General features: G+C 62.4%; 19 protein-coding genes and 28 tRNA genes. 7 read left to right on the top strand and 40 right to left on the bottom strand.

What is annotated here, in order from left to right:
* Window positions 1-144: 144 nt before the first annotated feature.
* The 3 genes from AC5Y36_RS02260 to AC5Y36_RS02250 all read left to right on the top strand — a co-directional run bounded on the left by AC5Y36_RS02260 (window position 145) and on the right by AC5Y36_RS02250 (window position 3,088).
* The gene (locus tag AC5Y36_RS02260) at window positions 145-1,044 is read left to right on the top strand and encodes a protein phosphatase 2C domain-containing protein (RefSeq protein ID WP_500039230.1); all 900 of its coding nucleotides are present in this window, start codon (window positions 145-147) and stop codon (window positions 1,042-1,044) included.
* The gene (locus tag AC5Y36_RS02255; protein WP_500039229.1) at window positions 1,041-2,660 is read left to right on the top strand and encodes a serine/threonine-protein kinase; all 1,620 of its coding nucleotides are present in this window, start codon (window positions 1,041-1,043) and stop codon (window positions 2,658-2,660) included. The genes AC5Y36_RS02260 and AC5Y36_RS02255 overlap by 4 nt, the downstream gene beginning before the upstream one ends.
* Window positions 2,661-2,872: 212 nt before the next feature.
* Window positions 2,873-3,088, top strand: coding sequence for a hypothetical protein (locus tag AC5Y36_RS02250; RefSeq protein ID WP_500039228.1), 216 nt, complete (start codon window positions 2,873-2,875; stop codon window positions 3,086-3,088).
* Between the two features lie 30 nt (window positions 3,089-3,118).
* On the opposite strand, the gene AC5Y36_RS02245 is transcribed toward AC5Y36_RS02250, so the two are convergent.
* The 4 genes from AC5Y36_RS02245 to AC5Y36_RS02230 are packed head-to-tail and all read right to left on the bottom strand — an operon-like array spanning window position 3,119 to window position 4,326.
* A complete protein-coding gene (locus tag AC5Y36_RS02245; RefSeq protein ID WP_500039227.1) occupies window positions 3,119-3,436 on the bottom strand; it encodes a hypothetical protein in 318 nt (105 codons plus the stop codon).
* A 1-nt stretch (window position 3,437) separates the two neighbouring features.
* Window positions 3,438-3,701 (bottom strand): hypothetical protein, encoded by a 264-nt coding sequence (locus tag AC5Y36_RS02240; protein WP_500039226.1) that lies wholly within the window; start codon window positions 3,699-3,701, stop codon window positions 3,438-3,440.
* A 5-nt stretch (window positions 3,702-3,706) separates the two neighbouring features.
* On the bottom strand, window positions 3,707-4,000 hold the full coding sequence (locus AC5Y36_RS02235; RefSeq protein WP_500039225.1) for a hypothetical protein: 294 nt from the start codon (window positions 3,998-4,000) through the stop codon (window positions 3,707-3,709).
* Complete coding sequence (locus AC5Y36_RS02230) at window positions 3,997-4,326, bottom strand: hypothetical protein (RefSeq protein ID WP_500039224.1); 330 nt, start codon at window positions 4,324-4,326, stop codon at window positions 3,997-3,999. The genes AC5Y36_RS02235 and AC5Y36_RS02230 overlap by 4 nt, the downstream gene beginning before the upstream one ends.
* Before the next feature lie 184 nt (window positions 4,327-4,510).
* On the opposite strand from AC5Y36_RS02230, the gene AC5Y36_RS02225 reads away from it, so the two are divergent.
* From AC5Y36_RS02225 to AC5Y36_RS02215, 3 genes are all read left to right on the top strand, one after another.
* A complete protein-coding gene (locus tag AC5Y36_RS02225; protein ID WP_500039223.1) occupies window positions 4,511-5,026 on the top strand; it encodes a helix-turn-helix domain-containing protein in 516 nt (171 codons plus the stop codon).
* Window positions 5,026-5,610, top strand: a complete 585-nt coding sequence (locus AC5Y36_RS02220; protein WP_500039222.1) for a DUF6036 family nucleotidyltransferase — start codon at window positions 5,026-5,028, stop codon at window positions 5,608-5,610. The genes AC5Y36_RS02225 and AC5Y36_RS02220 overlap by 1 nt, the downstream gene beginning before the upstream one ends.
* Window positions 5,611-5,774: 164 nt before the next feature.
* Window positions 5,775-6,047 (top strand): hypothetical protein, encoded by a 273-nt coding sequence (locus AC5Y36_RS02215; protein ID WP_500039221.1) that lies wholly within the window; start codon window positions 5,775-5,777, stop codon window positions 6,045-6,047.
* A gap of 177 nt (window positions 6,048-6,224) precedes the next feature.
* Here AC5Y36_RS02215 and AC5Y36_RS02210 read toward each other — a convergent pair whose 3' ends face one another.
* The 36 genes from AC5Y36_RS02210 to AC5Y36_RS02035 all read right to left on the bottom strand — a co-directional run bounded on the left by AC5Y36_RS02210 (window position 6,225) and on the right by AC5Y36_RS02035 (window position 17,266).
* On the bottom strand, window positions 6,225-7,067 hold the full coding sequence (locus AC5Y36_RS02210; RefSeq protein ID WP_500039220.1) for a DNA-methyltransferase: 843 nt from the start codon (window positions 7,065-7,067) through the stop codon (window positions 6,225-6,227).
* A gap of 103 nt (window positions 7,068-7,170) precedes the next feature.
* Window positions 7,171-7,740 (bottom strand): metallophosphoesterase, encoded by a 570-nt coding sequence (locus tag AC5Y36_RS02205; RefSeq protein WP_500039219.1) that lies wholly within the window; start codon window positions 7,738-7,740, stop codon window positions 7,171-7,173.
* 114 nt (window positions 7,741-7,854) lie between these two features.
* Window positions 7,855-8,400 carry a helix-turn-helix domain-containing protein gene (locus AC5Y36_RS02200; RefSeq protein WP_500039218.1) on the bottom strand — a complete coding sequence of 182 codons (546 nt, stop codon included), beginning with the start codon at window positions 8,398-8,400 and terminating at the stop codon, window positions 7,855-7,857.
* 166 nt (window positions 8,401-8,566) lie between these two features.
* Window positions 8,567-8,641, bottom strand: a tRNA-Thr gene (locus tag AC5Y36_RS02195).
* 18 nt (window positions 8,642-8,659) lie between these two features.
* A tRNA-Ile gene (locus tag AC5Y36_RS02190) sits at window positions 8,660-8,733 on the bottom strand.
* A 4-nt stretch (window positions 8,734-8,737) separates the two neighbouring features.
* Window positions 8,738-8,810 (bottom strand) — tRNA-Arg (locus tag AC5Y36_RS02185).
* Window positions 8,811-8,817: 7 nt separating this feature from the next.
* A tRNA-Leu gene (locus AC5Y36_RS02180) sits at window positions 8,818-8,892 on the bottom strand.
* 70 nt (window positions 8,893-8,962) lie between these two features.
* Window positions 8,963-9,037, bottom strand: a tRNA-Arg gene (locus AC5Y36_RS02175).
* Window positions 9,038-9,052: 15 nt separating this feature from the next.
* Window positions 9,053-9,126 (bottom strand) — tRNA-Arg (locus AC5Y36_RS02170).
* Window positions 9,127-9,224: 98 nt separating this feature from the next.
* Window positions 9,225-9,296: transfer RNA gene (locus AC5Y36_RS02165), tRNA-Ala, on the bottom strand.
* Between the two features lie 20 nt (window positions 9,297-9,316).
* Window positions 9,317-9,390, bottom strand: a tRNA-Asp gene (locus AC5Y36_RS02160).
* A gap of 1 nt (window position 9,391) precedes the next feature.
* Window positions 9,392-9,469 (bottom strand) — tRNA-Ile (locus tag AC5Y36_RS02155).
* A gap of 3 nt (window positions 9,470-9,472) precedes the next feature.
* Window positions 9,473-9,546 (bottom strand) — tRNA-His (locus tag AC5Y36_RS02150).
* A 2-nt stretch (window positions 9,547-9,548) separates the two neighbouring features.
* A tRNA-Ser gene (locus tag AC5Y36_RS02145) sits at window positions 9,549-9,633 on the bottom strand.
* A 4-nt stretch (window positions 9,634-9,637) separates the two neighbouring features.
* A tRNA-Glu gene (locus AC5Y36_RS02140) sits at window positions 9,638-9,709 on the bottom strand.
* 1 nt (window position 9,710) lies between these two features.
* Window positions 9,711-9,786: transfer RNA gene (locus AC5Y36_RS02135), tRNA-Phe, on the bottom strand.
* Between the two features lies 1 nt (window position 9,787).
* Window positions 9,788-9,861: transfer RNA gene (locus AC5Y36_RS02130), tRNA-Glu, on the bottom strand.
* 4 nt (window positions 9,862-9,865) lie between these two features.
* Window positions 9,866-9,937 (bottom strand) — tRNA-Gln (locus AC5Y36_RS02125).
* 9 nt (window positions 9,938-9,946) lie between these two features.
* A tRNA-Gln gene (locus tag AC5Y36_RS02120) sits at window positions 9,947-10,018 on the bottom strand.
* A 7-nt stretch (window positions 10,019-10,025) separates the two neighbouring features.
* Window positions 10,026-10,110, bottom strand: a tRNA-Tyr gene (locus tag AC5Y36_RS02115).
* 4 nt (window positions 10,111-10,114) lie between these two features.
* A tRNA-Asn gene (locus AC5Y36_RS02110) sits at window positions 10,115-10,187 on the bottom strand.
* A gap of 62 nt (window positions 10,188-10,249) precedes the next feature.
* Complete coding sequence (locus AC5Y36_RS02105; protein WP_500039217.1) at window positions 10,250-10,744, bottom strand: HNH endonuclease; 495 nt, start codon at window positions 10,742-10,744, stop codon at window positions 10,250-10,252.
* Window positions 10,745-10,787: 43 nt separating this feature from the next.
* Window positions 10,788-10,862, bottom strand: a tRNA-Met gene (locus tag AC5Y36_RS02100).
* 14 nt (window positions 10,863-10,876) lie between these two features.
* A tRNA-Val gene (locus AC5Y36_RS02095) sits at window positions 10,877-10,948 on the bottom strand.
* 6 nt (window positions 10,949-10,954) lie between these two features.
* A tRNA-Pro gene (locus AC5Y36_RS02090) sits at window positions 10,955-11,033 on the bottom strand.
* Between the two features lies 1 nt (window position 11,034).
* Window positions 11,035-11,110, bottom strand: a tRNA-Trp gene (locus AC5Y36_RS02085).
* Between the two features lie 36 nt (window positions 11,111-11,146).
* A tRNA-Cys gene (locus AC5Y36_RS02080) sits at window positions 11,147-11,217 on the bottom strand.
* Between the two features lie 4 nt (window positions 11,218-11,221).
* Window positions 11,222-11,292, bottom strand: a tRNA-Gly gene (locus tag AC5Y36_RS02075).
* An 11-nt stretch (window positions 11,293-11,303) separates the two neighbouring features.
* Window positions 11,304-11,376 (bottom strand) — tRNA-Lys (locus AC5Y36_RS02070).
* An 11-nt stretch (window positions 11,377-11,387) separates the two neighbouring features.
* Window positions 11,388-11,461, bottom strand: a tRNA-Lys gene (locus tag AC5Y36_RS02065).
* A gap of 4 nt (window positions 11,462-11,465) precedes the next feature.
* Window positions 11,466-11,540, bottom strand: a tRNA-Leu gene (locus AC5Y36_RS02060).
* 5 nt (window positions 11,541-11,545) lie between these two features.
* Window positions 11,546-11,635: transfer RNA gene (locus tag AC5Y36_RS02055), tRNA-Leu, on the bottom strand.
* A 515-nt stretch (window positions 11,636-12,150) separates the two neighbouring features.
* Window positions 12,151-12,564: a hypothetical protein gene (locus AC5Y36_RS02050; RefSeq protein WP_500039216.1), complete on the bottom strand. Its 414-nt coding sequence runs from the start codon at window positions 12,562-12,564 to the stop codon at window positions 12,151-12,153.
* A 110-nt stretch (window positions 12,565-12,674) separates the two neighbouring features.
* The gene (locus AC5Y36_RS02045) at window positions 12,675-16,058 is read right to left on the bottom strand and encodes a type ISP restriction/modification enzyme (protein WP_500039215.1); all 3,384 of its coding nucleotides are present in this window, start codon (window positions 16,056-16,058) and stop codon (window positions 12,675-12,677) included.
* An 88-nt stretch (window positions 16,059-16,146) separates the two neighbouring features.
* A complete protein-coding gene (locus tag AC5Y36_RS02040) occupies window positions 16,147-16,851 on the bottom strand; it encodes a hypothetical protein (RefSeq protein WP_500039214.1) in 705 nt (234 codons plus the stop codon).
* A gap of 49 nt (window positions 16,852-16,900) precedes the next feature.
* The gene (locus tag AC5Y36_RS02035) at window positions 16,901-17,266 is read right to left on the bottom strand and encodes a hypothetical protein (protein ID WP_500039213.1); all 366 of its coding nucleotides are present in this window, start codon (window positions 17,264-17,266) and stop codon (window positions 16,901-16,903) included.
* 775 nt (window positions 17,267-18,041) lie between these two features.
* Here AC5Y36_RS02035 and AC5Y36_RS02030 point away from each other — a divergent pair.
* The gene (locus AC5Y36_RS02030) at window positions 18,042-18,458 is read left to right on the top strand and encodes an ASCH domain-containing protein (RefSeq protein ID WP_500039212.1); all 417 of its coding nucleotides are present in this window, start codon (window positions 18,042-18,044) and stop codon (window positions 18,456-18,458) included.
* Window positions 18,459-18,903: the final 445 nt, after the last annotated feature.

Here is an 18,903-nt window from a genome sequence, read left to right as displayed (position 1 = left end):
CGATGGCACCGAAGCAGCGTTCCCGACGAGGTACCCATGATGCCCATCGCGTCCGGGTACCCGGCGGGATCTCCGAGCGGATCTCCCGCAGTTAACAGCGTTCCGGAGCATGTTCCGTCACGGGTAGTTGAGGAACTCGATCCTGTGTACGTCCCGCAGATTGTTGTTGGAGTGCCGTCGCCTGCCGTCGAGCCCTCAGTGATTGGGCACGGCTTCCGCTCGTTCCCGTTTCGCCCGGACACGGTGGTTGATGGCTGGTCCACCGGCCGTCTGACAGTACGGGCAGCGTCGATGCGTGGGCATCTGCACCGGTATAACGGTGCACCCCGTCAAGACGATTTCGCCGTCCACCACCTCCCAAATGGCCGCGTGATCGTCGTTGTTGCCGATGGTGTCTCACAAGCGGCTCAGTCTCACATCGGCGCCGCCACGGCTACCCGCTACGCGGCGCAATGGCTCCAATCAGAGCTTGCCGACAATGTGTCCGAGACTGACTGGGCGACGATGGTCAAGAGCACGGCATGGGCGCTCACCGAACAAGCACAAAGCCTTCTTGGGCTCGACCAGCCTGACGCTGTCCTTGCAGAAAAAGAACTCGCGACTACATTCGTGTGCGCGGTCATTGAGCCGACGGACTCCGGCCTGCGGGCATACCTTGTCGGCGTCGGTGATTCTTCCACGTGGTTGCTGTCGCCGGCAGGAGAGTTCTTCAACATCCTCGGAGGCAAGTCGCCATCCGATTCGGGAATATCGTCGTCGGCGGTGTCAGGGCTTCCCCGTGTCCCCGCCGAGCTGACACCGGCGGTGATCGATGTCGGACGCGGCAGTGTGCTCCTGGTCGGCACGGACGGGATAGGCGACCCTCTCGGAAGCGGTCAGGGCGCGGTGGGGAACCTGCTCCGCGATGCTCTGATCGGCCGCATACCATCGCTGATTGAGTTCGCTCGTGTTGTCGATTTCAGCCGCGAGACCTTCGACGACGACCGCACTCTTGTCGCTGTGTGGAACGCACCTGGACATCCCGATGAGGTTTCGGGGTGGTGACCAAACCCATCGACCGCGACCGCCTCGGTGACTTGACGAAACTCAACCGGGGCGGGCAGGGAATCGTCTATGACGCACCAGCGGTCAAAACCAAATTCGCTGCCGCAATGGTGTACAAGGAGTACACACCTCAGTCCTTGCGGGATATGGATCCCGACACACTGTCCGCTATGCCCGGCTTTCTTGAATCATTGCCCTATGAGGCTGGTAAGCGATTGATCTCTCTGGCCACCTGGCCTTGCGCTACCGTCGAGGTCAATGGCGCGGTGACAGGTTTCGTCATGCCAAGGATTCCTGACGACTTCTACATCTCATTGACAACAGTCAAGGGTGCAACGCGTACCCTCGCCGAGTTCCAGCACCTGCTTAACCCGCGGCACTTCCTAGACAAGCTCGGCATCGCCATCACCGACGAGCAGCGATGCGCTCTGCTTCGAGAGGTCGCCTCGGCCCTCACCTTCCTGCACAACAACAACATCTGCGTCGGCGACATCTCGCCGAAGAACCTTTTGTTTAGCCTGACGCCACCAAAGGTGCACTTCCTCGACTGCGATGCCATGCGCGTGGCCGGCGAATCCGTACTGCCTCAGGCTGAGACACCCAACTGGTGGGTACCCAATGGTGAAGAAAAAGCCACCCCGTACTCCGACACCTACAAGCTGGGGTTGCTGGCGTTGCGGGTCTTCGCCGGAGAGCAGCACCTCAAAGACCCGAAGTCCCTGCCTGCGTCATCGCCAACATTGCTGCGACAGCTTGTCACCGACACGTTGACCCGCGCAGCCGACTCGCGCCCATCGCCAGAGGCGTGGACGCAAATTCTTGGGCGAGTCGTTGAGGATATACAGCACCAAGAAGATCAGTCCGAGGCAACACCAAACACTACTGTCGTAGCCAGCGCGCCGACCCCACCCAGGCTTGATACGCAGGCCTACGCACTCCAGGCAAGCGCTGTACCAAGGCCGGTTCCCTTTCCGGCGGCTACCGCTCGGGCGCCGTTGCGGCAACCGACGAAGACAGGTAGTTCGGCGCTGAAAACACTGGGGCTGTTGGGCGCCGCGCTGTTATTCATCATCATCATCATGGTGCCCGTCCTCATGGACCTGGCAAAACTGAGCACGAATATCCACACCAACAGCGGGGCTTACACTCCGCACACCACCCCGTACGCCGCTGCGCCGACCCCGTCATACACCAAGACAACAACGCCCAGCTGGTCCACCACTACCACGACAACGCCGCGGCCAAGGACCCCCGTCACTAAGCTCAATTGGGACGGCATCTGGGCACGCGACTACACCGAACACGACGGCGACTGCGACTACGGGCTCAACTACTGGGTTGTTCAGCCCGGGAACGATACCGGGATGTCCGCGCTGAAACTCGGATGCTTCCCGACCAGGGTGGTCGGCGATCTCAACGACAAAGGTCATGCCTTGTCATGGTGGACAGCCGTCATCTTCGCCGTCTGGGATCCAGGCCGAATCATGAGTGAATACGAGAAGACAGGCGACCTGCAAATGATCGGCCTCGCTAAATCATGTTTGGCGCGTGCCGGTCTAACAGATTTCCATGAAGGTCCGATACATGATGACTGTTTAGTCAAGCCAAAGGTTTAAGCAGTGATCGCCGCCGCAACCGTCCACCTGGCGGGTAGTGGGCGGGCGGCGACCGGGGATCGATGGGATAGGTCCGCGCGAGTGCCTGGGCGCTAACGAGGCCCGATCCCTTGCAGCGCAATGCAATAGATCTCTTACAGTCAGTGAAATAGATCTCTCACGATTTCGGAATGCAACTACCAGTCGTCATGCTCAAAAGCTATGCTAAAAGCATGACGGCTAAAGAACCGCGCAAGGGCACGACTATTTGCCAGCTCGGCGAGCCGTATCCGCATCGCTTCGACGACAGCGGGGAAAACCGTGAACGTTGTCGGCGCTGCGGCTGGACGGAGGGCAACTACTGGCACAACCCGTCGCTATCGAGAGCCGAATTCCCGTACGAGGAACGGGTCCACGAAATCGACTGGTCGGCGGTGCCGTTCAATTGAGCACCCCTAGATGTGGTGTTCCACTGTTGATTACACGGTTCGGCGTGAGGACGCTCTGTAGGGCGAGACTGTCCGCTCCTCCAGGTGCCAGTGCTTGGCCGGGTAGAGCCGACGCACTTCTTCGAAGCGGCCGGTGATGCCCTCTACCGTCAATGAGCTGTCCGCGTTCTTCGGCGTTGCCCGGTATTCGGTGCCGTAATCCTTGAGTTCGTTGGCGTTGCCGACGAGATAGCCCGATAGGAGCCGGCGTAAGATGTCGGTCAGAGTCTCGCCTTGCGCCTGGGCCTTTGCGTGGCCCGCGTCCCACTCGGTGTCGGGTATGCGCACCGTCCTGCGGGGAGCGCCCACGTCAGATCACTTCCTTCAACGTCCGGTCGTATTGATGTAGCAGTTCGCATACCTGTTCGTCCTTGTGGCTGCCTTTGAAGTGAATCAGCCGCCGATCCGGCGTCCAACCATGGCCACCGGTCGCTGCACCCCTGCTGGATACGTAGACCGTGGCGATGGCGAGGTCTTGCGAATGGTCCTCCACCCACAAGATGCCGCTCACATTCGGATCGGGTAGCACCACATCGAGGCCAACCTCCTTGGCGACGGCCGCGACCCGATACATGCCTTTCACTGCCGCGCCAGTCCCTTCGCGCTGCTGGCGTCGAGGTAGTCGTTGAGAGCCTTGAGGGCAGCGCGCTTGGCGTTCCGCAGCCCATCCTCGTACCCGATGCCGATCTGGTTGTTGTCCTCGTCGCGCACGGTCCAGGTGCGCTCGTTGGTCCCGGTCGTACACATGGACTGTCGGATGCGTCCCGTGATGCTGATTTCGATATCTCCGGCTTCGCCGCGGTCGTAGTAGCCGAAGGTCTCGCCGTCGTATGTTTCCCAGGTGACATCACTCGCTTTGACTGCCGCGCTCATGGCGAGACGCTCAATCCCAGAGCGTCGCGAACCGCTGCGACAACTTCGTTGCGTTTCTTGGTGATTGGCCAGTGTCGGACCTCGATACCTTCTCGGTTCTCGACGTCCACCTGCCAGCCGATCCACACGTCGGGATTCTTGCGCCACCACTTGTCTCGGATCTCGACTAGGCCGCCCCCCGGATGGCGAATCGTGATGCCTCGACTGACGCCGTGCCGGACACGGCCGTAAGCGGACTCGGCGTACGGCCGCTCGGTTACGCAAACTTCGACACCGATCGCAGTTAGGTCTGCGGCGAGGCGCTCCCACCGTGCGCTAGTCGTCATGCTCGTAGCATACATTCATAGCATGACAATGCAAGGGGCGGCGGTGTGTCATTTTGCGTTGTTGCCAGTCCCGCGCCGGACACTCTCGGCATGGCAGACGACCCGCCGGGGAGGCCGTCACTCGGGGCGACTTGGCTGAGGCCCAATCGAGCGTGATATAGCAGCAGGTGCTATAGTTGTGGTTGTGGGCAGGATCGAAACGCTTCGTCAGGCCATGGCTGAAACATCTACCAGCCAATCGCTGCTGGCCCGCCTCAGCGGGGTCCACCAGCCCAGCATCAGTCAGTTCCTGGCGGGAAAAATCGAGTTCAGCGACGAACAGCTCGATCGACTTCTGTCGTGCATGGGATTCCGACTTGAGGTGACACGCCGTGCCGAAGTTCCCGAGCTGACACGATCTGAATGGCGTTCCTGGAGGCTGCACCGGCAACTGGCAACGCACCTGACCCGCGTGACTCTGGAGCAGTGGCGACCCACAGTGCTGGCGAACATCGAACGGCTGCGCAGCGGGGTCAGGGGCCGACCGCACACCTTCAACCTCACCCGCTGGCACGAGGCAGTGACAGCGGGAGATCTAGGATTCCTGCGCCACGCAACGACCGGCCTCGATCGCGACGCCATCGAACTCCGCGAAGTAACCCCTCTGGGAGGCCTTCTCCCGGAAGCGGAGCGGATGCAGGCACTACGAGGAGCGGTCTGATGCGACGTGACCAGTTGGAACATGCGATCCGCGCAGCCTGCCAAATCACTGGCCAGCCCGAAGTCATCGTTATCGGATCCCAAGCCATCCTGGGCACCTACCCGGAGTACGAACTGCCCATGGGAGCCACCCAGTCCCTGGAAGTGGACATTCTCCCAATCACCGACGACAACAACCGGACCATAGAACTCGCCGACCTAATAGTCGGTGTCGCAGGCGAACTCTCACTGTTCGAACAGCAACACGGTTTCAGCATCGACGGCGTCGACCTGACCACCGCGGCGCTTGCGGACGGCTGGCGAGACCGACTTGTCAAGGTGCAAAACGCCAACACCGCCGCGCCCTCGGGCCATCCGCGGTACGTCGGCTGGTGCCTGGACAAGGAAGACCTATGCGCGGCGAAGCTGTGCGCGTTCCGCGACAAAGACCACAATTTCGTCGACGCCTTGCTCCACGCCAGACTGGTCGACCCGGCCGTTATCGATGCCCGAGTCCAGACCGTCGACCCCCGGTACGGATCGAGCATCAAGCGAGCACGAGACTGGCTCGCGTTCCGCATCAGGGCCAACGACCGATCGCGCTGATCACTGAGGCGAGCACGCCGCCGAACCCCATCGCGCGGTGGGCTTGGATGTGGGCCACAGGATTGGGATGTCCCGGTGAGTAGTCGCGCCCGTGGCTGGCGGGCCGCGGTCGCCAGCATCGATGTCTATCGTGGCCGGTGTAGCACCGCTGTTACCTTTGCGTTATGCCCACATCGCGGCGCCGCCACGCGATCACTGAAACACCGTCAGTCGAGGCTGCGCTCAACGAGCTGCGTAAAGAACTCGGCACCAGCCGTCCCGATCTCGCTGAACTCGTCGTCCTCGGCTCCGCTGCCAAGCTCGCGTCAATTCGCGCCGAACGCGACAACGGCGCCACACGGCGCCGGCGCCTGGCCGACCGTGTCCGATCCCGCACCCTCAACGTCGACATCGACGCGGGGGACACTGTCCGTCAGACCGGATGGGTCCACAAATAACCGTGGACCACATATTGATCGACAATTCCGCGTTCGCCCGGCTCGGCTCACCAGCTCTGGAACAACGGCGTGCCGAGGGGATCGCCGACGCGATTGAACAGGGCCGGGTCAGTCTGTGACCGGCGAGTACCAGGAATCACCCGTTGACAGGGCGAGGGGTGGGCCGGGGCCGCGCATCTAGCCGCGGCGCCGGCTGCGTTCACGGTTGTGCTCCACATCGGTGGACACCAGGTCCAGATCCAGGTGCGATCCGTGGGCTTGGCGCGCCTCTGCGAGCCGCTGGCGTGCGATGTCGGCATAGGCGGCGCTGCGCTCAATGCCGACGAACCGCCGGCCTTCGGTGATCGCCGCCACACCAGTGGTGCCTGACCCAGCGAACGGGTCCAGGATCCGGCCGCCGACCGGGGTGGCTCGCAGCAGGTAGCGCATCAGATCGACGGGCTTGGCGGTGATGTGCCGTCGTTTAGATCCTCGCGGCGACGCCATCGAGTACACGCCCGGCAAAAATGGTGGCACATGATCGGGATCGGGTGCGCCGTTACTGCCCCATAGCACATACTCGCAATCGTTGGCGAACCCGCGCTGCGGCCTCGCATTGCGCTTAGCCCACACCACAATTCCGCGCCACCGCCAACCGGCGACCTGCAACGCATCACTGAGCGCCGGCAACTGGCGCCAGTCGATAAACACGAGCGCGACCCCACCGGGCCGCACCACACGCAGTGATGCTGTCAGCCAGCGTTCACACCACAGCGTGAATGTTCGCTGATCGCGCTCATCGCCGCTGAAATCTGGCAGGGCATGTCCCTGCGCTGAATCACTGCTGACGTATTTGCGTGCCGCGCTTCGGCCGGTGCGCGCCGCCGACCCGGTGCCGCCCGAGCAGTAGGGCGGATCGGTGACAAGAGCATCAAATGCCGCCTCTGGCAGCCGGGGCAGTACGTCGAGGCACTCACCGGCGATCACTTGGTCACCGTCGTCGAGGCAAACGCTCACGTCGAAGATGTGGTCGGTGGTCATGGTTAGCCAATTTTCCTTCCACCAAGCACCGGATGTGCTCAGTCGAAAGACCTTGCCACAAACCACCGACACCGTTGCTGGTTAGTGGATCGATCCTTCGCAGTCACCGTCGCATCATCTCCTCGGACAGTTCCGCAGCTGACGCCGGCCGTAGGCCCCATGCCTCCAGCGAAACACAGATCGATCGTTTCCCCGAGCGCCGCTCGTACGCGTGGGTGTGTCCGTGGACCAGCCACATGCCCAAGTCCGGAAGTTGGTACTGGTCGAACTGGGTGCGCGAGAACCGATCCGGCGTCCCGGCATACGGGAAGTGGCTCAGCAGCACGCTGTGATCGCCAACCTTGGTGCGCGCCACCTGCTGCACACTCTCGAAGACCGCGCCGAAGTCTGCGAAGTGGCGTTGCGCGCGTCGGTACATCGGAGACACCGGGTCGTGGTTTCCGGTAACGAGGTGCATCGGTACCCGCAGCGTCGCCAGCTGCTCCAGCGCGATGTGCATGGACTCGACGCCGCCACTGCAGATGTCGCCGAGTATCCACAGCGTGTCGGTGTCGGGTTCGAGCTTGTAGAGCGCCGCCATCACGGCCGCGTCGTGCGCTGCGTCGGTGTCGAACCCGCGCAGGCCCGCGAGCTTCGGGTGTGCCAGGTGTAAGTCGGCTGTGAAGTAGTGCATGCCGTTATGTTGGCAGGATGCGCCGACAGCGGGCGAACGGTTTTTGTGTCAGCGAAGGTGCAGCCGGGCAAGCATGGCGACCGCCGCCGAAATGGCGAAGATTACTGGTGCTGGCTAGCTTGAAACGGCGTTAAGCCCATCCTCTGGACTTCCTGTCTCTTCAAGGATCACCGGTTGCCAAGCCTGTTTGACGACGGCTGCTAGCACGAGGTCAGTCCACAGGTCTGCCAGGAGGGCCCCGTCGATATAGGTGACGACGTCGTCGGGTGTGCCTTCCCGTAAAACGATTTCGTAGACGCGTGCTCTTTGGCTGCGATCGGCGAGGTCGTAGCAGCGCCCCGGGTCCGACCAGTTCAGGTGCAGCGGCAACTCGACGTTCCGGAACGCCTCGTTGAGGGCGAGTCGGGGTAATCGATTAGGCACTAGGACGGGCCGGCCGTGATCGAGGCCGCGTTGCTCGAACTCGATGCGCGGTTGCATCGCGATCTCGAACCCGGCGGCTGACAGTAGTCGGGCTGCGACGTCGAGGGTTGGCGACTTGCGGCCGTGCTCATATGCCGACAACGTCGATCGCGACGTGCCGGCGCGGTGAGCGAGCGCGTCTTGCGTCATGGCAGACGCTCGACGCGCTTCGGCAAGAAGTCGAGCGGGAGCCGACATAAAACGCAAGTGTATCCGATTGGATACACACCGACCGTCCAGGTGCAATGAGTGCCGGCCGTGCACACCATGCTGGCCGGGCATCATCAGGCAGTTCGCGCTGTGCGGTTTGGAGAGCGGGAGGGTTTGCTGCTCTCGGCCCTGGCGAGCAGAATTCTCCTCTTTGAGCCGGTGACAGGAATCGAACCCGCGTGGGCCGTTTTACAAGAACGGAGCACAAGCCAACATGTGCAACACCGGCATTGTGAATGAAGTCGAGTGCGCAGGGCGAGGATTGAACTCGCGACATCCGCCTTATAAGAGCGGCGCTCTCACCGACTGAGCTACCTGCGCAGTGTGCCCGCGGCGGGAGTCGAACCCGCAATTTCCGGTTTAGGAGACCGGTGCTGTGTCCGTTGAGCTACGCGGGCGGGGCGGTGTCCCCGGCGGGAGTCGAACCCGCACCTGGGCCGGGTTTAAGCCGGCTGCCTCTACCGGTTGGGCCACGGGGACGGGTGCGCCGACCAGGCCATCGATTGTCCAGGTCGGCTGAGGGAGTTTCACGGAGCAGGTGTGAGAACGGTCTCCCGGGAAGGACTCGAACCTTCACGTGACGCAGCTTCGTAGGCTGCCGCTCTTTCCATTGAGCTACCGGGAGGTATGCGGGCAAAAGTGCCCCTGGACGGAGTCGAACCGCCAACCTTCGCCGTCGGAAAACGATGCTCTGTCCTGTTGAGCTACAAGGGCGTTGCGGAAGACGGAGGTAACGCTCCCCAACGGCATCGCCGTCGTACCGGCTAGCAACCGGCCCTGCCGCTTCGGCAGTTCGTCTTCCCCCCGGGGTGTGGAGATACGGGGAATCGAACCCCGGACTCCTGGGTGCAAACCAGGTGCTTTCCCAACTGAGCTATATCCCCGAGCGCCGTTGCCGGCGTCGCGAACCTGACGGGACTCGAACCCGCGACCTCCGCCTTGACGGGGCGGCGAGCTGACCGACTGCTCCACAGGTCCTTGGTTGTCCGGGGAGGGATTGAACCTCCGGCCTCCGCTGTATCAGAGCGGCGCTCTTGACCGACTGAGCTACCGGACAGTGGGTGTGCGGCGGGACTTGAACCCGCTGAATCTTGGATCACAACCAAGTGCCTCGACCACTTCGGCGTCGCACACAGCGGAAGGCAGAGGACTCGAACCCCAGGGCTTTCGCCCCGCGCCCGTTTTCGAAACGGGATGCGCCACCACGGCGCGCTACCTTCCTGAGCACCCCTGACGGGAGTCGAACCCGTTCCTCCGCTGTGAAAGAGCGGAATCCTTACCGGTAGACCACAGGGGCATGGTGCCGACGGCTGGTGTCGAACCAGCGACCTCCGACTTTTCAGATCGGTGCTCTTCCGGTTGAGCTACGACGGCGTGGCAGTCCGTAGGAGAGTTGAACTCCTGCTGTCTGGTTGAGAACCAGGTGTGCTGCCGTTACACCAACGGACCTGAGTTGACCCGCCAGGATTCGAACCTGAACTGACTGAACCAAAATCAGCCGTGCTGCCGGTTACACCACGGGTCATCGTGAATGTTGCCTCGCCAGGATTCGAACCTGGACTGACTGATCCAGAATCAGCCGTGCTGCCGGTTACACCACGGGGCAAAGAGCGTGGTCTGCGCGGAGGGATTCGAACCCACTGAGCCGAAGCAACTGGGTTACAGCCAGTCGTGACACGCCATCGTCACCGCGCGCAGATAGCTACCCCGGCAGGAGTCGAACCTGCAACCGCCGCATTAACAATGCGATGCTCTGCCAGTTGAGCTACGGGGCACTGTGTTCGGCGGTTTCGGGTGAACACACACCGGATGTGTGTGATGCACACCCGGTGTGTGTTCACACCAGCTCGGGAACCCGGTAACGCTGCCGTTCACGCGGTTCGTAGGGTTCCCAGAGCAACCTCATCCCTGCCTCGGCCGGTGTGCGGTTGCCTTTGCTGCCGTTGCACGGTTCGCATGCGGTCACGAGGTTCTCCCATGTGTTTGGGCCGCCTCGCGACTCCGGTATCACATGATCGAGGGTGTCGCCGTATTCACCGCAGTAGACGCAGGTGTAGGCGTCTCGTGCCAGCAGCCCGGCGCGGCTGACCCGGTTGCGGGGCCGGTACGGCACGTGGACGTACTGGTGCAGGGCCACCGATACCGGCAGCTCGACCACGGTCGAAGGGCTGTGTATGTGCACGGCTGGGCTGTGGCGCTCGATCACGTAGACCGCGCCCCGCAGCAGCAGCCGGACCGCCTCCTGCCAGCTCACGTGGGTCAGCACGCGGTAGTCGGCGTTGTACACCGCCACGGTCTGCTGACGGTCGATGCGTTGACGTAGATGCCTCATGCCGCGTGCCTCCTCTCTGGGTTGTCGTCGTGTACAGCGTTTGTTGCGCGGGGTGGATTCGAACCACCGACTTCTGGGTTATGAGCCCAGCGGACTAACCGAACTGTCCTACCGCGCAATGCCTGTGATGCGTGCCCCTGGAGAGAATCGAACTCCCGACATCCTCGGTGTAGGCGAGGAGCTCTCCCGCTGAGCTACAAGGGCGAATGGTGGTCGGGATGACACGATTCGAACGTGCGAAATCTCCTGCTCCCAAAGCAGGCGCCTTACCAAACTTGGCTACATCCCGTTGGCACGGATGACAGGACTCGAACCTGCAACCTGCGGTTTTGGAGACCGCTGCTCTTCCCGTTGAGCTACATCCGTAAGGTGTGGCCCCGCATGTTGGTGGGGCCAATTTTGAGCGGCCGGCGGGAGTTGAACCCGCGTCGTCGGCTTTGCAGACCGATACCTTGCCGCTCGGTCACGGCCGCGTCGAACCGGTGACGGGAATCGAACCCGCTCAATCTGCTTGGAAGGCAGAGATGCAGCCGTTACATCTCACCGGCATCGTGTGTTGTGCGCCGTCGAGGTTTCGATCCCCGTACCCGCCGATTAAAAGTCGGCTGCTCTCCCGATTGAGCTAACGGCGCGTGAAATACGGTGCGCCGCCAGGGACTTGAACCCTGGACCCACTGGTTAAGAGCCAGTTGCTCTACGCATCTGAGCTAGCGGCGCGCTGTGCCCCGCGAGGGAGTCGAACCCCCAACCTCTGGAACCTAAATCCAGCGCCTCTTCCCAGTTGGGCTAGCGGGGCATGCGTGCGCTCGGCAGGATTTGAACCTGCACGCCGGGGTTGCCGGCACCTGGGCTTGAACCAGGCGCGTCTACCGAAGGTTTCGCCACGAGCGCGAATGCCATCACTGTGTAGTTATCAAAGTGCCTATAAGACAGCGGAAAAGGCGGCTGTCTTAACACGGGTGCACACGGGGTCCGGGTGCGGTGCTGTAGGAAATGATGCGCCGCAGACGAAGCGATGTCTACTCGTTTTTCAGCCGTGTTTGCGTGCAGCCCAAGGCGATTGGGTGTGACTAACTACAGGAATGTCAGGCGACATTCCTGCCAGCGAAAACAGTGCGGATAAGAGATGTGTGAGAGTTTTCTTCTGGCCCTTGCTTCCGGTCGGGGCACACGCCCACTGACGGGGCGGAAGAGTGGTGAATTGACCGGAAGCACGGTCGCTGCCAGAAGACGTTGCGCTGCTCACTCGATATGAGTTGAGCGGTGGCGTCAACGGTGCCCGCATACGACAAGGCCGCCGTGGATGCTTTGCGCACCCCGGCCATCAGCCTGTAGTCGTAGCGGAGCATGATCACCGACCAAGGATACCAGCGGTGGGGCCGAGAGCCCCCGGATCACCGGATACCTTACGTACGGTTGGCCGCGTACTCGCGGACCTCGGTGGCGTTGTCCGCCCATTTGACGCCGGCTAGATTGCCCCCAATCTCCTCGGGCTCGATCTTCACGCAGGTGTCGTCTGCGCTGCCGGTGTAGGCCACCATCGGACGCTCTACCCACTGGCGGCCGACTATCCCGCTTCGATCGGCCGTGACGGGTAGGTATCGCTTATGCTGCGCGAGCCGGTCGGTGTGTTCGCGCAGGCAGGCGTCGCAGACGTTGAGCACCAGTTCCTCGCCGTCGAAGCTGTCCCAAAATGTGCTGCCGTAGTGACCGTACGTACGGAACTCGGTTGCTTCGGAGGGTTGATTGTCCGCGTCGTCGAATATGTTCATCAGCGTCTTGCCGCACTTGAAGCACGGCAACATGGCTTCCTTGCTCATAGTGTTTCTCCCTTCTGATATGTACAAAGGGGGCTTGGCGAGCTGGATGTAAAACCCGTCACCGTCGTGTTCGGCTCGCGGCGGCGGGGCCGGCGTGTGCAGTGCTTCGATCAGTTCCCGCCGAAGGTGAAACCCAGCTGTCCCTCGCCGCTGTCTGGCTGCTCTGCGTCTTCGGCTGTGTGGTCGGGTCGGCGCTGAGGGTCGTTGGCCGCGGCGCTCGGCCACGTGACCCCGGCGGCTGCCAGATCGGTGTAGCTGGCTATCGGTTTAGCGAGGATTGTGCTGAGCAGGTCGGCCTGGGCCTGCTCTAGTTCGACGAGGCGACTCAGCACCGACAACAGGTCGATGAACTCGCCGTTCCATTCAGGACGCCACGAGGTGGCATTGATGTCATCGAGGGGGCTGGTCTTGCGTCCGGTCGGGTTGGCCTTGCGGTAGTTGAACCATGACTTGACGACCTCACGCCCGCCGACCGTGTATGCCCACACTTCTTGGGGGACAGGGCCGAATGAGCCGGAACCGACATGAACTGTGGCTGTGTCGGGATCGTAGGTCAATGTGGTCGGTATCGCGTCGACTGCTGTTTGGTTGGTGACCCGGCGAGGATCACCGGAAGGGTAGCGGACGCCATCGGAGTGGCCATCGGCGAAAGCGTCACCGTAGGTGTGCAGCCAGATCACCTCCCGTCCCAGTTCGATCGCCCGCTCGAACAGGGTGGGATCGCTGGTGATCGGGACCCGCACGCCCGGGGTCTCCAACTCGGCGACGAACTGTTCGGTGAAAGCCGGGTGCGAGGTGATGCCGGCGACGTATGCGACGAGGTCCTCGGCTGTTAGTCCGCGTCCGCTGACCGTCGACAGCGTTCCGAGCAGCCCCTTAGCCAGATTCACCCGCCCGCCGGGATGCTGCATGGGCAGTACCCGCCCACCTCTGCCGTTGAAATGGTGTGCGTCTGGAATCAACGCCGAGAACACCACTCCGGGACCGTCGCTGATCGGCTGAGAATGCTGCTCGATAACGAACACTTGCCCGGGGTGGCGTGCTGCCCAAAGCTCGGGCCGGGAGCGGTCGAGTAAGCGGCGATCAGCAATGATCCACTGTCGGTCAAACGTCCGGTAGCCGTAGCGGACGATGGATACCGACTTGAGATATGCGGAGGTCTCCGATGCGAACGTCCGCGTGGTGTTGGGCTCTGTATCGTCCGCGGCGAAAGGGTCTTTCGTCATCGACAGGGAGGAGGCATCGGTCTCTTTGAATAGTTCGGCTTTACGGCGCGCCTCCGATGTCCCGATGAGGACCTTCAGTCGCTCCTTGAGTACTGCCGGGTCCGGGGCGCTGGGCCAGTTTCGGTTTGCGGTAACTCCGGTGCTGCTCCACGGCAGCAGGTCGTTCAATGCCGGGTAGTCATCCCATTGCGACCGGGCCGCCGGTGTAAACGGTGCCTGCCATGCGATCCGAGTGGGCTGCCACTGCGCCCCATCAAGGCTCAGCGCGGCCAATGCAGCGTATTTCTCGGCGCGATGGCCATGCACCGCGGTGTAGTGGATCGGGGCTGGAGTCTGCGAATCGCAGTTCGGCATACGAGTGAAGATGGCGATTGCCAGCGGCTGCTGGACCCCGGGAAATATGCGAGTGGCTACCTCGGGCCGTTGCCCTTCTGGTGACACATCGATAATCCATCCTTCGCTGGTATTGCGCCGCAGATACTCGCGCATCCCTTTGAACCCTGGCCCCCGTAGATACCCGGACGTCGTGATGTAACAGACGATGCCGATATCCCCGTCGGGGTCGGTCTTGTTGGCATCGAACACTTTCCATGTGCCCCAACGCCAAAAGTAGACGTACAGGTTCTTGAGGTTGAACTCGTGGCGGCCGTTACCCTCAGCGCGAAAGGCATCCATCGGCTTGTACGGATCCCCGCCGCTGCCACCGTTTTCAACCCAGCCGCCCATCCCGTCAGCCCGCTCACGGTAAGGCGGATTCCCGATGACCACTGTGACTTTCGTCTTTGCCTTCACCCGTGCGGCCCGTTTACGTGACCGGCTGATCAACTCCAACCCCGACCCCAGTTGCGTTTGCTCCGCATACGGATCGTCGAGAGTGTCGGTCACAAAGAGACCCAACCCCTTCTCCGGGAGGGTTGCCCCGATGTCGGCAAGCAGATCGGTGGCGCGCAGCTCCGCGACTGCGAACGGCCCCATCTGTAACTCGAAACCAAACAGCCGAGTTGCCAGATCGGTGACCGCCCCAGCAACCGACCCCTTGCCGTCACGCTCCTCGACTCGCTCAGCAACATGCTCGATGACCTGCTGCAGGTACCCGCCGGTGCCCATCGCCGGATCAGCGATCACCACCGACGGATCTGCGAAGCCATCCGCACGATCCAGACGCTGCACGAGCACGTCCTCGGCAATGCGCACCATCTGTTCAACCACTTCGTGCGGCGTGTAGTAGGAACCGGACAGCTTGCGCAGCTCAGGGTCGTACTCGCCCAGGAACCGCTCATACAGGTGCAGGTAGGTGTCACGGTTGCCGGCGCGAACCCTCGTCCAATCAACGACCCCGATCACCCGCACCAGCAGATCGAGAGTCACCCGGAAGTCAGCGGCCACATAGTCGGTGAGCAGTTGCAACGCCCGCGACATCAACGAGTGTTGTCCGGCCAACTTGGCCCCGACTTCATGCAGCCCGCCAACAGTGATATCGATGTTCTCGGTGCGGGCCAGCAGCAACGCGAACGTCACGGCCTGGGCGTATCCGTCCGCGAACACCTCATCGCTGGCGGTCGGAAATAGCAGGGCACGCCAGTCCCGCGCCAGGCCGTGGAACGGCTGGTCGCTGCGGCGGGCGCCCGACGCGATCGCCCGGGCCTCTTGGTCCAGCTGGTCCAAGACTTCCCCGCGGAGCAGCCGGCACAGGGGAGCGACCTCTTTGACCAGCGTGACGACACTGGTGATGTCGACGGGATCCCATCTCAGGAAATCCGTGAGCAACACCTCGAAGTCGTCCCCGCAACTGAGCCTCGCCCCGGCCCCGCGCAGTGTCCCCCCGGTTAGATGCACGGGATCACGCACAGGCTCACCGTGGTGATACAGCCGCCACTCAGTACCGTTTGTGTAGATCAGGTTCGGGAAATCACGCTGCCGCTGCCACTGCCGCAGGTTATGCCCGGTGAACGAGTCCGGGTCCAGGTTGGCGCCCGGCCTCTTAACCTCCAAATAACCGGTGATCGCCCCGTCGACCCGGATCGCATAGTCGGGCCGAACGCCGCGGTCTTTATCGCTCACCTCGGCGTGAGGCACCACCGTCAACGAGAGATTCTGGCCAGCCGCGCCCAGCAGCTCCTCGATCGGTGCCCGGATCGCCGCTTCGGCCTCTCCGGGGCCCGCCAACTTACTCTTGCACGCAACCCCAAGCGCCGACGTCGCATCCGTCAGCCATTGCACTGGCATAAAAATCCTCGCAGGTCGATCCGGGCCGGTCCCGCCTAGCATCCAACATCGGGACTCAACAGCACGGTATTTCCCGCGGTCCGCGGACAATCATGTCGGTCGAGAGGCCACCGGTTCCCCTATTCACGATTCACGTCAACGGCACAAATCCAACGGCCACCTGGCCGGACCGCAGAGCGCGGGCGAAACCTTGTGCTTCGGCGATGTGCGCGGGTAGATAAGCCGTGCCGATCACGACCATAATCCCGCCCACGTATCGGATGCGGTTAGCCAATACCGGTGGATTGCAGTCGGCTGACCAGCAGTCCACACCTACTTCAACCGTGATTTGGTTCGCAGGGTCAAGGACCGCGGTGGCCCCCGCCACTGGGTTATCGTTCATCCCCAGCTGCGGGCCCGGAACGGCAAAACCGACGCGGGTGTAGTGCGCCACGGTGGCCACCACCCACTCATTGTGGGGGTCCTGTTCCAGGAACACCTGTTCTAAGGATGGGTTCACGAACATAAACGGCCACGGGTGGTCGCGGTTATCGCTGGTGTGCCCCGGAACGAGCAGAGCGCACGCGCTGAAAGTCAGCAACGCCGCCGAGGTGGTCTGGACGATGCCGTTATCGACCCATCCGGCGGCCTGGCAATCAAGATGGTGTAGCGACGCGGCCGCGAAATCGTCGCCCACCTGCGCCACCTGAAGCGCCGGGCGCGTTCCTCCAAAACTCTGCCCGCAGGTCTGGCAGTCTTCTGGCCACAGATTGCGCGCGAGGGCGGCGAGCCCCTTCACGCCCAACATGCGGCGAGTCCGCTCGTCGACCGTAAACGGATATGAGTCGTCCATCATGGTCACAGCATGCCCGAGACCACCGACAACGTCGATTTACGATCGGTTGTCAACCGTCGGCTAGCGCCGAACCTGATCGCTTAATCGTCTGCGGATAGGTCGCCGCTCCAGAAAGGTTATATACAGCCTCGGTGACAATGCTCTTGCTAAACCCTTCTCGCACGAGAATGTCCACAACCTCGCCTGGCGTGCCCCCGTCATAGCCGAAGTTGACGCCGTACAACTCGAGCGTGTGGGCGTGCTCATCGACAAAGCGAACGAGTTTTACCGTGTCGGCACTGGACTGATGCCTATGAGGATTGGTCGTGAAGGTGAGTTCGACGTGATCCCAGGGACCGTACCGGCCGCGCACCTCACGGTAAAAGTCCCACGCCTCCCAAGTGTCACGTGGCTTACCGCGGTTTGTCAGCAACATGGATCCAACCCTAGTGCTTGCTCGGTGTCAGAGTGTCCAGCTCACTCGGATTCCTGGCATTCGAGAAGTCTGCATCGACCTCGCACACGTGTTCATCGGGAAGCGCGGCAACGGCTCCGGCCGAGATGACTACCAGACCTCCAAAAAATCGGCGCCGGAAACGTGTTAATCCGCGGCGTGACAACCGGTGCCGCTCATGCTCGAAAGGGCCGCAAATAGAAGCAGATGAAGACATCGGTAGAGGAGCGCGAGAGCACGATGGATACCTCCGTGAGACCCCGTATAGACCCGGGGGCGGCGGCATCTGCGCGTGCCATCATGGCTGCAAACCCGTGCGTGTTGGGGTGGCAGCGTATCGAGTCACGGGCTTGCGGTGGCCGTCGTTCCCCGGCACCTGGTGCTGGTCCGGTGATTCTGTGGCGTCGGCGCCGTGACATGTTCGGTCCGGATTGGGATCTGCTTGACCCGGCTGATGATCCGGCGTTGTGGGTGGCTGAGCAGGTGCCGACAGAGGTATGTGTCACTGATCGGTGGGTGCGGCGGCACCGTGACATTCTCGGTGGCCGTAGTTTCAGTGCGGCGGTCGTTCGTCGTGATCTCGGGCGGCCCTGGGCCATCAGCGACGGTGCGTTACGGCCTGGATTCACGGTCGCACTCAATGTTGAAAACGGACGTTGGGTGTGGGAATTGACTGATGAGCGGTCCGCGTGTTGCGGCGGCTATCTGGCGCGGTGGCCCGACTGATGAGCGAGGTGACAACATCAAGGCTTTAACTGTGCGGCAGCCGTGGGCTTGGGCCATCGTCAACGGCGGCAAGAACATCGAAAACCGCACCTCGGTGTGGGGTTATCGCGGTCCGGTGGCCATCCATGCTGGGGCGGGCTGGTCCGAGCGCGGTGATCGTTCACCGCTGATTCAGCAGGCGGCCCATGGCTGTTCGCTGACCGGGGTGTTGGTCACCTCAGCGGTCATCGGGGTGGTTCATCTGGTGGATGTCCATCCTGATGCGGGGTGCTGTCGGCCGTGGGGGGAATCGGAATACGTCGAGAACGGTGGCCGGCCGCGCCGCAACGTCGTGCATCTTGTTCTTGAGGACCCCAGACCGCTGCCCGAACCGATTCCGTGCCGAGGTGCCCTCGGGTTGTGGTCGCTGCCGGCCGACATCGCTGAACTTTGTGGTCAGCTGCTATGACTGCGGCCGACAAGGGGCTTGGCGTCGCGGCCCAGGTGCACCTGCCGGTCTTGCGCTCGGGTTTGCGGTGGCTTTACGAGACGGATCAGCCGCCGGCCGCATTGCTCCAGCACCATGGCCAACGTCTGCGGTCGGTGGCTAACCGTTGTTTCAGCTTTGTTCCGTCGGGTTGGGCTGGTCACGTCGTGGTGGTAGTCAGTGTCGCCGAGGTCGAGTACGGTGCCGAGCCCGGAAGTCCGCCAGCGAACCCTTTGGCTCCTGGTGAGCTTGAGGCGTTCGCTGGGTTACTGCGGCAGCTCGGACACAGCATCGTGTCGTCCTGGAACGGTCATCCGTGGGTGTCGGGCAGCCTTGCTCTGTCGCGTCCGGCGAACCCGTCGTTGCTGGCCGCGGTCCAGCGTTACCACGCCGGGTGTCCCCGCCATGGCGGGGTGTTCTGCCGGTG

The sequence above is a fragment of the Mycobacterium sp. NGS50 genome (genome assembly GCF_059812545.1).
Note: the sequence above shows the minus strand (reverse complement) of the source record. Positions and strands in the feature narration are given on the sequence as shown.

What these genes read in the sequence shown, in the direction of transcription:
- AC5Y36_RS02250 (WP_500039228.1), top strand. Translation starts at nt 2,873, where the DNA reads ATGACGGCTAAAGAACCGCGCAAGGGCACGACTATTTGCCAGCTCGGC.
- AC5Y36_RS02240 (WP_500039226.1), bottom strand. Translation starts at nt 3,701, where the DNA reads ATGTATCGGGTCGCGGCCGTCGCCAAGGAGGTTGGCCTCGATGTGGTG.
- AC5Y36_RS02235 (WP_500039225.1), bottom strand. Translation starts at nt 4,000, where the DNA reads ATGAGCGCGGCAGTCAAAGCGAGTGATGTCACCTGGGAAACATACGAC.
- AC5Y36_RS02230 (WP_500039224.1), bottom strand. Translation starts at nt 4,326, where the DNA reads ATGACGACTAGCGCACGGTGGGAGCGCCTCGCCGCAGACCTAACTGCG.
- AC5Y36_RS02220 (WP_500039222.1), top strand. Translation starts at nt 5,026, where the DNA reads ATGCGACGTGACCAGTTGGAACATGCGATCCGCGCAGCCTGCCAAATC.
- AC5Y36_RS02215 (WP_500039221.1), top strand. Translation starts at nt 5,775, where the DNA reads ATGCCCACATCGCGGCGCCGCCACGCGATCACTGAAACACCGTCAGTC.
- AC5Y36_RS02210 (WP_500039220.1), bottom strand. Translation starts at nt 7,067, where the DNA reads ATGACCACCGACCACATCTTCGACGTGAGCGTTTGCCTCGACGACGGT.
- AC5Y36_RS02205 (WP_500039219.1), bottom strand. Translation starts at nt 7,740, where the DNA reads ATGCACTACTTCACAGCCGACTTACACCTGGCACACCCGAAGCTCGCG.
- AC5Y36_RS02200 (WP_500039218.1), bottom strand. Translation starts at nt 8,400, where the DNA reads ATGTCGGCTCCCGCTCGACTTCTTGCCGAAGCGCGTCGAGCGTCTGCC.
- AC5Y36_RS02105 (WP_500039217.1), bottom strand. Translation starts at nt 10,744, where the DNA reads ATGAGGCATCTACGTCAACGCATCGACCGTCAGCAGACCGTGGCGGTG.
- AC5Y36_RS02050 (WP_500039216.1), bottom strand. Translation starts at nt 12,564, where the DNA reads ATGAGCAAGGAAGCCATGTTGCCGTGCTTCAAGTGCGGCAAGACGCTG.
- AC5Y36_RS02045 (WP_500039215.1), bottom strand. Translation starts at nt 16,058, where the DNA reads ATGCTAGGCGGGACCGGCCCGGATCGACCTGCGAGGATTTTTATGCCA.
- AC5Y36_RS02040 (WP_500039214.1), bottom strand. Translation starts at nt 16,851, where the DNA reads ATGATGGACGACTCATATCCGTTTACGGTCGACGAGCGGACTCGCCGC.
- AC5Y36_RS02035 (WP_500039213.1), bottom strand. Translation starts at nt 17,266, where the DNA reads ATGTTGCTGACAAACCGCGGTAAGCCACGTGACACTTGGGAGGCGTGG.